At 49.2% G+C, this 14,403-nt stretch carries 14 protein-coding genes; all 14 read left to right on the forward strand.

Annotated features, from left to right (window positions below; genetic code table 11):
* Positions 1-573: 573 nt before the first annotated feature.
* Positions 574-3,291, forward strand: a complete 2,718-nt coding sequence (locus tag ATW55_RS06455; protein ID WP_235587028.1) for an alpha-amylase family glycosyl hydrolase — start codon at positions 574-576, stop codon at positions 3,289-3,291.
* Positions 3,292-3,456: 165 nt separating this feature from the next.
* Positions 3,457-4,326, forward strand: coding sequence for a DMT family transporter (locus ATW55_RS06460; protein ID WP_067714351.1), 870 nt, complete (start codon positions 3,457-3,459; stop codon positions 4,324-4,326).
* Between the two features lie 145 nt (positions 4,327-4,471).
* Positions 4,472-4,600: a hypothetical protein gene (locus ATW55_RS17000; RefSeq protein WP_268753373.1), complete on the forward strand. Its 129-nt coding sequence runs from the start codon at positions 4,472-4,474 to the stop codon at positions 4,598-4,600.
* Between the two features lie 240 nt (positions 4,601-4,840).
* A complete protein-coding gene (locus ATW55_RS06465) occupies positions 4,841-5,731 on the forward strand; it encodes a cytochrome c oxidase subunit II (RefSeq protein WP_067714354.1) in 891 nt (296 codons plus the stop codon).
* Positions 5,732-5,812: 81 nt separating this feature from the next.
* Positions 5,813-7,780, forward strand: coding sequence for a cbb3-type cytochrome c oxidase subunit I (locus ATW55_RS06470; RefSeq protein ID WP_067714357.1), 1,968 nt, complete (start codon positions 5,813-5,815; stop codon positions 7,778-7,780).
* A 2-nt stretch (positions 7,781-7,782) separates the two neighbouring features.
* The gene (gene qoxC, locus ATW55_RS06475) at positions 7,783-8,412 is read left to right on the forward strand and encodes a cytochrome aa3 quinol oxidase subunit III (protein WP_067714360.1); all 630 of its coding nucleotides are present in this window, start codon (positions 7,783-7,785) and stop codon (positions 8,410-8,412) included.
* On the forward strand, positions 8,409-8,720 hold the full coding sequence (locus ATW55_RS06480) for a cytochrome o ubiquinol oxidase subunit IV (protein WP_067714364.1): 312 nt from the start codon (positions 8,409-8,411) through the stop codon (positions 8,718-8,720). The genes qoxC and ATW55_RS06480 overlap by 4 nt, the downstream gene beginning before the upstream one ends.
* A gap of 399 nt (positions 8,721-9,119) precedes the next feature.
* Positions 9,120-9,335, forward strand: a complete 216-nt coding sequence (locus ATW55_RS06485) for a hypothetical protein (protein ID WP_067714368.1) — start codon at positions 9,120-9,122, stop codon at positions 9,333-9,335.
* Between the two features lie 53 nt (positions 9,336-9,388).
* Complete coding sequence (locus ATW55_RS06490) at positions 9,389-9,580, forward strand: hypothetical protein (protein ID WP_067714371.1); 192 nt, start codon at positions 9,389-9,391, stop codon at positions 9,578-9,580.
* A 317-nt stretch (positions 9,581-9,897) separates the two neighbouring features.
* Complete coding sequence (locus ATW55_RS06495) at positions 9,898-10,812, forward strand: mechanosensitive ion channel family protein (protein WP_160327178.1); 915 nt, start codon at positions 9,898-9,900, stop codon at positions 10,810-10,812.
* Positions 10,813-10,825: 13 nt separating this feature from the next.
* Entirely contained in the window at positions 10,826-12,004 is a 1,179-nt protein-coding gene (gene fabV / locus ATW55_RS06500; RefSeq protein WP_067714374.1) for an enoyl-ACP reductase FabV, read from the forward strand.
* A gap of 12 nt (positions 12,005-12,016) precedes the next feature.
* Positions 12,017-12,808 carry a cobalamin-binding protein gene (locus tag ATW55_RS06505; RefSeq protein ID WP_067714378.1) on the forward strand — a complete coding sequence of 264 codons (792 nt, stop codon included), beginning with the start codon at positions 12,017-12,019 and terminating at the stop codon, positions 12,806-12,808.
* A 101-nt stretch (positions 12,809-12,909) separates the two neighbouring features.
* Positions 12,910-13,752: a HEAT repeat domain-containing protein gene (locus ATW55_RS06510; RefSeq protein WP_067714382.1), complete on the forward strand. Its 843-nt coding sequence runs from the start codon at positions 12,910-12,912 to the stop codon at positions 13,750-13,752.
* Positions 13,749-14,333 (forward strand): GNAT family N-acetyltransferase, encoded by a 585-nt coding sequence (locus ATW55_RS06515; RefSeq protein WP_067714385.1) that lies wholly within the window; start codon positions 13,749-13,751, stop codon positions 14,331-14,333. Before ATW55_RS06510 ends, ATW55_RS06515 begins: the two co-directional genes overlap by 4 nt.
* Positions 14,334-14,403: the final 70 nt, after the last annotated feature.

Here is a 14,403-nt window from a genome sequence, read left to right on the forward strand (position 1 = left end):
CACCTTGGCGATCTGCAAAACCTTCGAGTCCAGCCATTCAGGGACGTATCCTGGAAGGTTTTTCTTTTTGGACGAAACGGAGGACAGGAAAACGTGGATGAATTTATCAATCAAGTGCGAGCAGGGCAGAAAAATCTCATCGCGCTCTACGCATTTGTTGCGGCGTCGCAATTTTGGGTGGCTGGTACAATCCATCGGTCTATTCCACGCGTCACAACTTGGCAGTGTAATTGGTGTGATCGCAATTCTTGGCGTGACCTATTGGTGGCGTGGTAGGGAGAGAGTGAATTGACCCATTTTTTGCGTGGATCGTCATTTTTTTGTTGCAGTACAACTCATAACCTTATAGAATCGTTGCATACGCATTATAGGAATGTCTTGGTGAAGGCCTTTTAGCTGCATTCTTGAGGGGTGGGTGGTTGCCTTCGTGAAAACGATTTCAAGCGATTAGACTCAATCTCATTTTTAGTTGCCTGATTTCGTGTACTAATTTTTTGGTTCGTCTGCGCAATCGTTTGCACATATGCTATAAATCGATTCTTGTTGATTTGATTCTAAAAAGGAGGTTGTATGATGAAACGCAGGATTTTTAATAGAAGGCAGAAGATCAACCGCGCTGCCGGGATCGTTCTTACATTAGGGTTGCTCTATCCTGTCATGGGGGCACACGCAACAACGTATTCAACGGTTCAGTGGGATGGCCTTTTTGCAGACCAAGGGCCATTGTATTTTTCACCGCAAGAGCCATCACCGATTGATCCGGTTCAGCTCACGTTGCGTGCAACTGCGAATAATTTAACAAGTGCTGAGGCGATTGTGTATGACAATGTAACAGGCATAACGTCGACGTATCCCATGAGCTATTCTGGAACTGATGCGAATGGTCTGTATGAATTTTGGACTGTCACGCTGCCCGCGAGCGCAGATACGAGGTTTTACTATTTTCAAGCGAATGACGGAACGAGCACTGCTTATTACAACGGGTTTGGCGCTGCGTCAACGGCTCCTGCCAATGGACCCACAGGTGGCGATTTTTGGATTGCACCTGGGTTTACGACGCCGACTTGGGCTCAAAGAGGTGTACAGTATCAGATTTTTGTTGACCGTTTTTTTAACGGAAACACAGCAAACGACGTGACCAATGGCGCCTATACCTGGCAAGGGAATCCGACGGTTCAATTGAATTGGGGACAGGACCCGGAACTTGGCAACCAAGGTGGAACAGATCAAGTCGCATTTGCAGGCGGGGATCTGGAAGGGGTTGACCAAAAGCTTTCGTATATCACGAATTCACTGGGAGCCAATATTCTTTATCTCAATCCAATTTTTACTGCAAACACAAATCACAAGTATGACACGCAAAACTATTTTCAAGTGGATCCGCACTTTGGCGGAAATTCGGCGCTTCAACAGCTCTCTTCGGATGTTCACAATTCAACGGATTCAGCGGGGCAAAAGGGTCGCATAGTTCTTGATGGTGTTTTTAATCACACCGGGGCGAGCAATGCCTGGTTCCAAGGGGCACAATCGAGTCAGACCAGCTCATATTACAATTGGTATACTTTCTCCTCTTGGCCAAATTCCTACGCTACCTTTGAAGGTGTTGCGAATTTGCCTAAGTTGAATTATGGGTCGACATCCCTGCAGGGTGAAATTTATGGTAATAGCAACAGCGTGGTACAGACTTATTTAAATCCGCCTTATCTCATCGATGGCTGGAGGCTTGACGCGCCAGGCCATGTCGGGGCAAATGGCTACGATCCAGAAGCAAATGGAAATTACAATGATCCGACGAATCATGCGGTCTGGCAGGGATTTCGCTCGTCTGTCAAGGCAGCCAACCCGAATGCATTTATATTTGGGGAATGGTTTGAGGGATCACAGCCCTATGAATGGTTAAACGGCAATCAATGGGACAGTTCCGTCAATTATAACGGATTTTTGCAGCCAGCTTCCGAGTGGATCACTGGATATGATGACGGATTTAACGCGAATAGCATTGATCCCACCCAATTGGATCAATGGCTGCACAATACGCTTGTCCAAGCACCGCGTGCCGCACAATTGACACAGGTGAATCAACTGAGTACACAAGACACACCACGATTCGGAGAACGGGCTGCAGAGACCATCTCCTATAAAACGTATACAGCACCCAATGGTTCGACATTTACGGAGCCTTATGGAGGAACTCCGAATGTATGGAAAGACGATTTGGGTGCTTTTCTTGAATTTTCATATGTGGGACTTCCAACGATCTACTACGGTGACGAGTATGGCATGATGGGTGGAGGGACAAATGACGCAGGAAAGCGCTGGACGTTTGACTGGAGTCAGGTTGCCAATGGCGGCAACAGCGTTTTTCAACTCTATCAGCAGCTCATCGCGTTGCGTCATCAATACAGCGCACTTCGAGATGGTTCCTTCATGACCTTGGTGGCGGACGACAATACAAATGTCTATGCATTTTCCCGTTTTGATGCAAACCAGCGAATGCTGATCATCTTAAACAATAGTAACACAACACAGACAGAGACGATTCCGGCAGCTGACGCGGGCTGCTTGATCGGCAGCACCCTTACAAACGTGACCCCGCTGGTTAACGGTGTGACAGAAGCCGCAAGTTATACGGTTGACAGCAGCGGTAACATTACAGTTACTCTGCCTGGACACTATGCGACAATGTTAGAGCAGGCAGGAGGTCCACTCGTATCTGGCGCAGCTTTGCCCGCAGTAAGTTCTAATACAAGTCCACTCACAGCCGGTCAAACGGCATCCATTTATTATGATGGGTCTCTTGCTTCGACGGCGAGTACAGTGACGATGCATTGGGGGTACAATGGCTGGAATTCTATCATCGATACGCCGATGGTGAAACAGGACAACGGTTCATGGAAGGCGACGGTTTCGATTCCAGTCGGCTCACAGTTAAATGTCGCCTTTTACAATCAGAGTGGGACGTGGGATAACAACGGTGGGCAGAATTACAATATGGAAATTCAAATGCCAGGCACTGTGGATACCAATCCATATCCGCTTGTTGCGGGTCAACCAGCAACCATCTATTACGATGGCACGCTAGCTCCCAATGCCTCATCCATCGATATGCATTGGGGATACAACGGGTTTACAGGCGTGACAGATACAGCGATGACTAAACAGTCAAATGGCAGTTTTGCGGCGACGATTACAATCCCGGCAAATGCAAATGAGTTCAACGTTGTGTTTCACGACCAAAACAACAATTGGGACAACAACAGCGGAAACAATTACAATGTACCTGTGCAGTGATCACGCATAGAAGTTCAGACGGAAAGGATGTAAAGAAGATGGGCTTCAGACGTCGTTTTGAAAATGATGTGCCGTCAATCCCTCGCCTCTGAGCGAAGTGGATCCCATCATGATCTCTTTCGTCAGAGGACAGGCAATGTCCAGTGATTGACGGAGGGGTACAACATGAATAAAAAGGTTTTGGGCGGATTTTACATGGCGCTTGCGGCAAGTATTTGGGGCGGCATGTACGTTGTAAGCAAGCTGATCTTGACTGTGTTGCAGCCGCTTTTGCTTGTGTGGCTTCGCTACGTGGTCGCGCTCATCGTGCTGGCGTTATGGATGGTGATCACGCGTCAATCCTGGCGCATTCATCGCAAAGATATGCCAGCGATTCTGGCGATTGGGATGATCGGATATACCTTGTCGATTGGCGCGCAGTTTTATGGAACAAAGCTATCCACCGCACAGATGGGCGCGATGATTACGTCAGCGACACCTGCGTTTATGGTTGTTTTTGGCCGGATTTTTTTGGGTGAAAGGGTTACGCTGCGAAGGGCAGTCTCTGCGGTGCTTGCCACAATCGGTGTATTGATGGTCGTTGGAATTGGTGGATTTAATCGTTCCTATCAACTTGGCGGCTTCATTCTGGTCATTGCGGCACTTACATGGGCGCTTATGTCCGTCTTTGTCAAGCGTGTTCCGCATTCCTATTCGCAGGTTGCCGTCACAATGTACGCCATTTTGACGGCAACCCTTGCCATCACACCATTTGTTTATGCGCCGTTGATGCGCCTTTCACCAGGGGTTTTTTTCCATCCCGTGATCTTTGGTGGCGTGCTGTATCTTGGCGTGGTATCTACTGCTGGGGCATTTTTCTTGTGGAACAAGGGCTTGCAGTGGCTTGATGCCGGTACGGGTGGGCTCTATTTTTTCTTTCAGCCGCTGATTGGGACATGGCTTGGCTGGCTGATTCTCGGTGAGCGTGTAGGTTTCCTGTTTTGGATCGGAGCTTTTTTCATTCTTCTTGGGGTATCTCTCGTGATAAAAGAATAAGAAAACTGACAGTAAACGGAGAGGCAGGATTCACTGCGCTCTCTTTTTTTATGTTGATCGGCATAGCCCATCCTCGGAAAAGCTTGGATAACTCACCTGTTTTCTACACATACTTTTTTTACGGAATGCGTGAGGGGGCCGCTACATGATGAGAGATGCAAATCGAGGTATGACGAGAGTCACATGGATTTTTCTTGCGACGATCGTCTTTCTTGTCGCGCTGGGCGCCGTTTTGTGGTGGTTTGACGGTTATTGGTTAACGTCTAACAGATAACACTTCCAATGCAGACACCTTTGATGGCAGGGGGCCGCTACATGGCACTAGGACGTAAAACAAAAAATCTTCGTATTGGAATCGCCATTGTTGTGTTGGTCGCTGTCATGCTTCTCTTGTGGGAATTGCGCGTTTATCATCTCTACTCGGCGCGACCGTAATGGTTTGAGACGCGCTGAACATTTCATTTTGTCAACTCGAAATAGGATGCATTTTGAATCCCTCACAAAGGAGAAGATCATGGCGATGCATGGTTTTATCCGTCGCTCCATAAGGTGGCTGACACTTTCTATCTGTGCTTTATCATTGACAGGATGCAGTTCGAACGTTCTCGTTTTTCATCCGGCGGGACCCGTGAGCCGAATTGAGGAACATCTGATTATCTTGTCAATTATTCTTGTCACGATTGTCGTAGTACCCGTGATTCTTCTGCTTTGGTATATCGTTCGCACCTATCGCGACACGCCAAATAATACGGCCCCTTATGAACCAGAGTGGTCTGAGAGTCGCATGCTTGAGGGGATCTGGTGGGGGATTCCGATCGTGATCGTCGCTGTTCTCGGTTTTTTTACAGCAAAAGACACGTTTGCGTTGACGCATCCTCCGGAAAAGGTATCGAATCCACTCACGATCCTTGTCACATCCCTCGACTGGAAATGGATGTTTCAATACCCTGGCCAGCAGGTGGCCACAGTGAACTATTGTGAGATTCCCGCCCATCGTCCCGTCCAGTTTGTGCTCACGTCAAATGCTCCAATGAACTCCTTTTGGGTTCCAGAATTGGGTGGCCAAGAGTATACCATGCCGGGAATGGCGATGCGACTGTGGCTTCAGGCAGACCAACCGGGGGTCTATTATGGTCACGGCGCAAATTTTTCAGGCAAGGGGTTTGCGCATATGCAGTTCAATGTTCATGCAGTGAGACAAGTTCAATTTGACGCATGGGTACAACACGTAAAAATGACGGCCCCGCCTCTCACAATGAATGGATATCACGGCTTGGTGCAACCGAGCGTGGTTGGCCAGTTGTCCTATTCATCCTATCCGCCCACCATTTTTCGCGACATGATCAAGCAAGAAGGCGGAATGTACATGAAGCGGGATCTGTCTATTTTGGGGACGCCTGACTGAGGGGGTTTAGGGGAATGTCCATTGGTGTCACATGGGACTGAACTTGCTCAACCAGAATTGATATAGAGAGGAATTTGAGAGATGCCAGGCTATGATCGCCATCCGCCCACACCCTTTTTTGTCTCGGGTGACCCCATGATCTACGCTTCTGATGTTCTGATCGCATTGACGCTTGTCGGAATTGTTTTTGTGCTCACCTATTTTCGAAGATGGCGCTGGCTGTGGGAAGAATGGATCACGACAGTTGATCACAAAAAAATTGGCATTATGTACCTTCTCGCGGCGCTCGCGATGATGTTTCGCGGTGGGGTGGACTCTGTGTTGATGCGAACACAACTCGCGTTTCCGAACAACCACTTTCTCGGTGCAGAACACTACGACCAGATCTTTACGACACACGGAACGATCATGATCTTGTTCATGGCCATGCCGCTCATCTTTGCGATGATGAATATCGCGGTGCCTCTGCAGATCGGTGCGCGCGATGTGGCGTTTCCATACCTGAACGCGATTAGTTTCTGGCTATTTTTCTTTGGCGCAATGCTATTTAATCTGTCGTTTGTCATCGGAGGGTCGCCGGACGCGGGATGGGTCAGTTATCCTCCACTGGCAGAAACCCCGTTTGACCCAGGTCCAGGTGAGAATTTTTATCTTCTCGCGCTGCAAATCTCAGGAATCGGCAGCATCGCGACAGGGATCAATTTCCTGGTGACCATTTTGAGAATGCGCGCGCCTGGAATGACGCTGATGCGGATGCCGCTTTTTCCCTGGTCTGTTTTGTCTGCATCGGTCTTGATCATTTTTGCGTTTCCTGCATTGACGGTGGCGCTTGCGCTGCTTTTGATCGATCGTCTGGCAGGCGCCCATTTTTTTTCGATGGTGCAGGGCGGCAATCCGATGATGTACGTGAATCTCTTTTGGGTGTGGGGCCATCCCGAAGTCTATATTGTGGTTCTCCCGGCGTTTGGGATTTTCTCGGAAGTATTTGCGACATTCTCGCGCAAACGGATCTTTGGGTACACATCCATGGTCGCTTCCTTGATGACCATCGCGGTCATCAGCTACTTTGTATGGGCGCACCACTTCTTTACGATGGGGGCGGGACCTGGCGTCAATAGTTTTTTTGCCATCGCGTCGATGTGTGTGGGAATTCCGACGGGGGTAAAGGTGTTTAACTGGCTGTTCACGATGTTTAAAGGGAGGATTCGCACGTCGCTTCCCATGCTTTGGGCGATCGGATTCATTCCGAATTTCGCGATAGGCGGCGCGACGGGAATCATGTTGGCGGCAGCTCCTGGCGACTATCAGTATCACAACAGCTATTTTTTGATCGCCCACTTTCATCAGGTGCTCATCGGCGGCGTCGTCTATGGCATGCTCGCCGGGATGTACTATTGGTGGCCGAAGATGTTTGGCTTCATTCTTGATGAACGCATCGGACGCTATGCGTTTTGGCTCTTCAACATCGGGTTTTACGTTTGCTTCATGCCCCAATATCAACTCGGTTTTATGGGGATGACGCGAAGAGTCTACACCTATCCATCTGGACTCGGCTGGTCGACACTTAATCTCATTTCGACGATTGGCGCCTATTTGATGGGAATCGCCTTCATTCTCATCGTCGTCGAGATTCTCTACAGCGCAATTTGGGGTGTGCGCGACAAAACAGGTGACCCGTGGAATGGACGAACATTGGAGTGGTCTTTGCCCTCGCCAGCGCCCCACTACAACTTTGCCCATCTTCCTATTGTGACGGGGCGTGACGCGTGGTGGACGCAAAAAGAAGAAATGAAAAAAGGAGACGAGCAAAGAGTAACAAAACCGTTTCAGCCGATTCACATGCCAAAGAATTCCGGAAGGCCGTTCATTATGTCCCTGTGTTTCTTTTTTGGTGGGTTCGGGCTGGTTTTCGAGTGGTATCCGCTCGCGCTTGCAGGGCTTGTCGGTATATTGACGAGCCTCTTGATGCGATCGGTTGAGCGAGATACCGACTATTACATTCCTGTCGAAGAAATTCAGCATATTGAATCCAGTTTGGGGAGGGCATAGGTTTGGCGATTGCGCATGACGCCGTTTTGCCAGATTCGGATGAGACCAAACCGCTTGAATACCAGCGTGAAGATGATGTGCTTAAAATTTACGGATTTTGGCTTTTCATCGCGACGGACCTCGTGCTCTTTGGCACGCTATTTGCAACCTACGTGGTGTTGCGCGCAAACACAGCCGGGGGCCCGGGCGAGGCACAATTGTTTGAGGTGCCGATCTTTATGGCAGAGACGTTGATCCTGCTTACGAGTAGCTTTACATGCGGCTTGGCCACGTTTCAGATGCATCGGCAAAAGCGCGGCTGGCTTTCGTTTTGGCTTGTGGTAACCGTCTTGCTGGGGGCATCGTTCATAGGCCTTGAACTCAGTGAGTTCATCAAATACGCAACGCACGGGGCGACACTTCAGCGCAGCGCGTTTCTCTCCGCATTTTTCACACTCGTTGGCACGCACGGCTGTCACGTATCGCTTGGAATTCTCTGGATGCTGTCAATTCTCTATCAATTGTGGCGTACAGGACTTGACAGCACGACGGCGCGCAAGGTGTTTGTGGTCGGTCTCTATTGGCACTTTCTCGATGTCGTGTGGGTGTTTATCTTCACGGTCGTCTATCTTACGGGGGTGGCGCATGGATGAATACAAACGCGGCAGATCGGGCATTTCCTTGGAACCACATCGTGGGCTTTGTGTTGTCAATCGCGCTAACTCTGCTCGCTCTTTGGATGGTGCAGGCGCATGTGATCGGGTTTACTGCGCTTGTTTCACTGATCCTGGTATTGGCTGCTTTGCAAATTGTCGTTCAATTGTTCCTGTTTATGCACATCAGAGATAGTCCCGGTCCACGCTATCATATTGTCGCGCTTGCGCTGGGCTTGTTGTTTACCTTTGCGATTGTGGCAGGATCGATCTGGATCATGACGTTTGGCGGAAACCAGGCGTACTGACGCAGAACACGGGATTAACCTAATGGTCGAACTGAACAAACTGAACGTCCGCCTAGGCGTAGACGCTCAGTTTTTTTGTGCGCGTTGAAAGATGTTTGAAATTGTGCGGATGAACGCAGCGATAAGCCCGTCCGTTCATGTGTCTAGCTACATAGAGTAGATTAGGTCGAATTTGGAGGTGAACCATGAAAGCTGTATCTGCTCGCTCGAATGTACGGCTAAATGCGGTAGAGACGCAGAAATTTTTACAACGCATGCAATCAGATCCAGCGTTTTCTCGCAAACTGAGTGCAGTTCTTCATACGAACGACGAGACTCGTATTTCCGAATTTCTAAAAAGGAACGGATTCAAATTTTGACGCGCATTTGTTTGTCTCGTTTTGAAAGGAGGTGATGCATGTGGATCAAAGCCCGCTTCAATCGACTCATTTTGTGGATTTGCCAAACACGCTCAAGATGTCGAATGTTCACGGTTTGCTCAATCATCTAGGGTTGACAAATACGGCAAATCTGCCAAGTCACAATGATTTGTCAAATCCAGAAGGAGGCTCTACTTTTCATTTGCCAGGAACCACCGAATTGTCGAACCCCATGGGATCAAAGACCGATCTGTAGGCGCGTCAGCAAACGGATGCGCCTTTTGAAGCTATGAAAGGAGGTGATATGCTATGCCGATCGGATCTGGAATGTCTTGCCCAGTCCTTACCGGAGTGGGCGTCGGAACTACAGTTTTTGTTTGGATTGATGCCGCGATTTTTCTGGCTCGTTTTCAAGGTTATCAAAATGGTGTCGCGCTGTTCTTGGTAAATGGTGTCTTGCTGCGGGTGCCATGCTCTCAAATTCGAGCCATTTTTACCTGATCTAAAGCGCGTTGTCCATCCATGTTGTGAATGCCCAATTTAAACGTTGGAAGGGGATCCAGATCTTTTCCGGATCCCCTTCGGCGTGAATCCAAGGTCCATCCATACTGTGAGTGCCCATCCCACAGTAACCATCCACGGATTCATTTCTAAGTCTATGCAATAAGAAATGTTTCCTTTCATCCTGTTCGTTAAAACTTTAATTCGTAATATCCGATCTTTTATGCGATCATTTGACAAAGTTGACTCACTCGCTGGCAAACGATAGATTTAGGATAATCAGCTTCATGGATCATATGGAATGGGAGTCATGTCGCGTGTCAAAAGAACCCATAAATTCTCCCGCCAAAAAATCTTGGCGCGGAACGCTCCTTGGGATCTTGACACTCGTGATCGCAGGGTGCGTGATTGGCCTTGCCATGGAAGCGCCGCAAGGCTGGTTACGTGGACTCCCGACTTCATGGCAGGATGCGGCGCGCGCGCTTCTTGTCTTGCTGGTTGGACTCGCGGTGTCAAGATTGCTTGAGCGGCGGTTGTTCCACATGGCGGCGCAGCACTTGCGGGTAGATCACGCCGCTTCGCTTAAATACCTGGTACGATTGATTCTCTTTGTGACAATGGTTCTGGCACTGCTCGCGGCCGTTGGCATTGGTTTGTCGAGCATCGTATTTGGCGGCGCTTTTGTGACGGTTATTGTCGGTCTCGCCGGGCAGCAGGTTTTTGCAAACATTATCGGCGGTGTCTGGCTGATTTTGTTTCATCCGTTTCGAGTCGGTGACCAGATTGGCTTGGTGACATGGCAGTATCCGCTGCTTATGCCGAGTTATCCGCACGAGGCGATGAGGCCTGCCTATTACGGACTTGTGCACGACATCAACCTGATGTATACGGCGCTTGAAAACAGTGACGGATTCTTGCAGCTCATACCCAATGGAATCATCGTTCAGGCGTTTGTTGAAAACCGTTCTGCAAAAAAACGCAGTCGTCTGCGCGTAAGATTTGACACACCGCTCGAGGTGAATGTACCAAAACTTGTCGAGCAGACGCGAGATGCGCTACAATCCCACTTTAAGAAAAATGGCGAAAGAAATGTGGTTGTTCGCATGGCAGATATGTATCCCACAGGGTATTCATTTCTGGTCACGCTTGAAACGGATCGTTTCGGTGATGATGTGCGCGACGAGATTTTACAGATTGCGGCAGAACAAATGGCAACCGTTCGCACGCTTTAGGAGGACGTACTGAGTGATTATTCAACCCAAAATTCGCGGATTTATATGCACCACTGCGCATCCGCTCGGATGCGCCGCACATGTTGATGAACAGATTGCATATGTAACTTCACGGCCCCCCATAAAAGGGCCAAAACGCGTTCTCGTGATTGGCGCATCTACAGGCTACGGGCTTGCTTCGCGCATTGCAGCGGCGTTTTCTTCTGGCGCCGCGACTCTTGGTGTCTTTTTCGAGAAACCGGCATCTGATCTGCGCACGGCGACTGCTGGCTGGTACAATACAGCGGCGTTTGAGAAACAGGCGCGGGATGCGGGATTGTATGCAAAGAGCATCAATGGAGATGCCTTTTCTGATGCAGTCAAGGCGGAAACCATTGAAACGATTAAAAAGGATCTTGGTCAGGTGGATCTTGTCGTCTACAGCCTTGCTTCGCCGCGCCGGACACACCCTAAAACGGGGGAAACCTTTGTGTCTGCTCTTAAGCCGATTGGGAAGGTGTATCAGAACAAGACGGTCAATTTCCATACAGGTGAAGTGAGTGTGGTGACGCTTGAGCCTGCATCGGATGATGAGATTCAACAAACCGTACACGTGATGGGCGGAGAAGATTGGTCGATGTGGATCCATGAGCTTCGCGCTGCCGGCGTTTTGGCAGAGGGTGTTGTTACACTTGCGTATTCTTACATCGGGCCAGAGGTCACGAAAGCGGTGTATCGCGACGGGACCATTGGACGCGCGAAAGACGACCTTGAGGCGACTGCGCATGCGCTCACGAAAGAGATGAGTGACATCGGCGGGAAGGCGTATGTCTCTGTCAACAAAGCGGTTGTCACGCAGTCGAGTTCAGCCATTCCAGTCGTGCCGCTTTATATCTCGCTTTTGTTTCGCGTGATGAAAGAAAAGGGGCTGCATGAGGGGTGCACAGAACAGATGTATCGCCTTTTTGCGGATAGGCTGTATCGTGATGGCGATGTTTTGGTTGATGAACAGGGACGGATACGCATGGATGACTATGAAATGCGCGATGATGTTCAGGAAATCGTATCATCGCTTTGGGGGCAAGTTGATACGAAAAATGTCGAAGTACTCTCTGATCTCGGGGGATACCGCAGCGAATTTTTGAAACTGTTCGGATTTGGTCTGGACGAAGTGGATTATGAAGAAGATGTCGATCCGAATGTAGGCCTGTAAGGGGTTGATGGTATGTATCCTGAGCGTATCGTATGTCTCGCGGCAGAGATACCGGAAATTCTTCACGCGTTTGGTGCGCTTGATCGCGTTGTGGGCATTTCAGCGTATACCACACGACCGAGCGAGGCGCTTTCAATCCCTAAAGTTTCTGGGTTTAAAAATGGAAGTATTGATCGTATTTTACGCGATAAACCCGATCTGGTGATTTTGACTTCAGGTGTTCAGAAGGATCTTGCCTCAGAATTGGCGCAGCGCGGAGTAACATTGTTGCACTTCAATCCACATCGTTTGGAGGACATGTTTCAGACCGTTTTACTATTGGGCAACATTGTCGGTGAATCGAAAAAAGCAGAGCAATATTGTGAATCGTTGCGCTCTGAGATCGAAGCGATCAGAGAACGTGCAAAAGAATTTCCATTTCGACCGCGCGTTTATTTTGAAGAGTGGATGGACCCTGTGATTGTGGGAACGGGCTGGGTCAGTGACTTGATTGAGATTGCCGGAGGAACGGATGTATTTCGCGATGTTGCGGTACAAGGGCGAAGTGCTGTGAAACGAGTTGTTTCAACACAACAAATCCTTGAACGTGACCCCGAAATCGTCTTGGCATCATGGTGTGGGAAACCTTTTGAAGCTGAAAAATTTTTAGCTCGCGAAGGTTTTTCTGCTGCTCGTGCTGTACGTGAAAAACGCGTGTTTGAGATCAGCAGTGAAGTGCTTCAGTGCGGTCCAATGCTTATGGATCAGCTTAGGATCATGCACGATTTGTTTCAAACTTTTATCAATGCTTCAGGAGCAAGATGAGGAATCGGTAACAGGTGCACATGAAGTCTTGGTTTTTTTTGCGTTCTTTTTAAAAGCACATCATCTGTGAAAGCGATCTGTAGAACAAGGAGGCATCGCCATTGACTGGCGCGGATGATTGGCGAGTAAAGTTTGAAGAGGCCGTTGTTCGGGAATCGATTTTTGACATGGTTGAATCTCTTCAAACACAAGCCACGACACACGCTGGCACGGCGAATGCCGCCGTGAAAAGAATGGCGATTAAAAAGATCGAGCGACACTTTTCACTCGATGCAGAGGGACGTTTTCGTGTTGGTCTTGCTCTGTGCCAGAGTGGGAACAAAACGGCAGAGGAAGTAGGCGCCTACGTGCTGTCCTCTTGCTATGCCGAGCATCAAGAGGAAGTCTCTGATGTCCTGCATAGCATGGCGGATCACAGCCATTGGGAGGTTCGCGAGTGGGCAGCGGACGCCTGTGGACGCATTCTGGCATCTCATTTCGATCGATTCTACCCGACGATGAAAATGTGGACAGCTGACCCTTCTGACAAGGTGCGAAGGGCTGTCGCATTGGCCGCGATGTATGCAGGACATCGTCGAATCTCTGATAATGCGCCAAAGATTCTCGATCTCATCGAGGTGCTTCTTCCTGATCGCGCGATGTATGTCAGGGAGAATCTTGGACCTTTCGCGCTAGGCAGTGGACTCATCCGGGACTACCCGAGTCAAGTTCTTGATCGATTGAATCACTGGATTGAAACAGAAGATGAACAGGTGCGCTGGAATCTTGCCATGATTTTTTCCGCGGCGAACGGGGCGAAGTACGCGGTGGCCGCCAGACATGTTCTTTCGTTGCTTGAGTCCGATCCGCGCCCCTATGTTCAAAAGGCCGTAACCAAGGCCATCAAAAATCTCAGAAAGAGATGCAAAGAGTATTTCATCGCTCAAAAGGAGGCCGATTTTTGAGCTTCACAACGCATGAGATAAACCGAGAACGCGCGATTGTAATTGCAAATTGGACATACGATTCGCCTTATGATTTCTATAACGTCGTCGAATCTGTGGAAACCATCGCAGATTTGATGAATGGCTTCTATCGCGCCGTTTTATCTGAGGATCGGCAGATGATTGGCTTTTATTGCACTGGAGAGTCAGCGCAGGTGTCAGCCGGTCACGCGGTATCCGCTTATGAACGCGGTGAGGATGATGTCGTCGATTTTGGACTCGGCATGCGTCCTGACTTGACGGGAAGGGGGCGGGGCGCTTCTTTCTTGATCTATATTTTAAAAGAGATTCTCGCAAATAATCCAGGTCACGCGCTGCGACTGACCGTCGCTGTGTTCAATCAACGCGCGATCAGGTTGTACCAAAAGTTCGGATTTCAGACGGTAATTCAGTTTGATCGGCAGGGAACCCTTTTTCAGACGATGCAAATGTCGGGTGAAGTTCGACTTCAACCTACGGTTGATTCATTGCTTTGCCGAGGGGCACGATTACAAATTCAACGGCCACAGACCCAATGGGATCGCATGAAACTCAAAGAATGATGGGAAGAGGAGTGGGGAGGCGATCTGATGATCAGTCGGGTCATGTCTATCGACTTTCCGAACCCATCCC

The sequence above is a fragment of the Ferroacidibacillus organovorans genome, assembly GCF_001516615.1.
Lineage (GTDB): Bacteria > Bacillota > Bacilli > Alicyclobacillales > SLC66 > Ferroacidibacillus > Ferroacidibacillus ferrooxidans_B.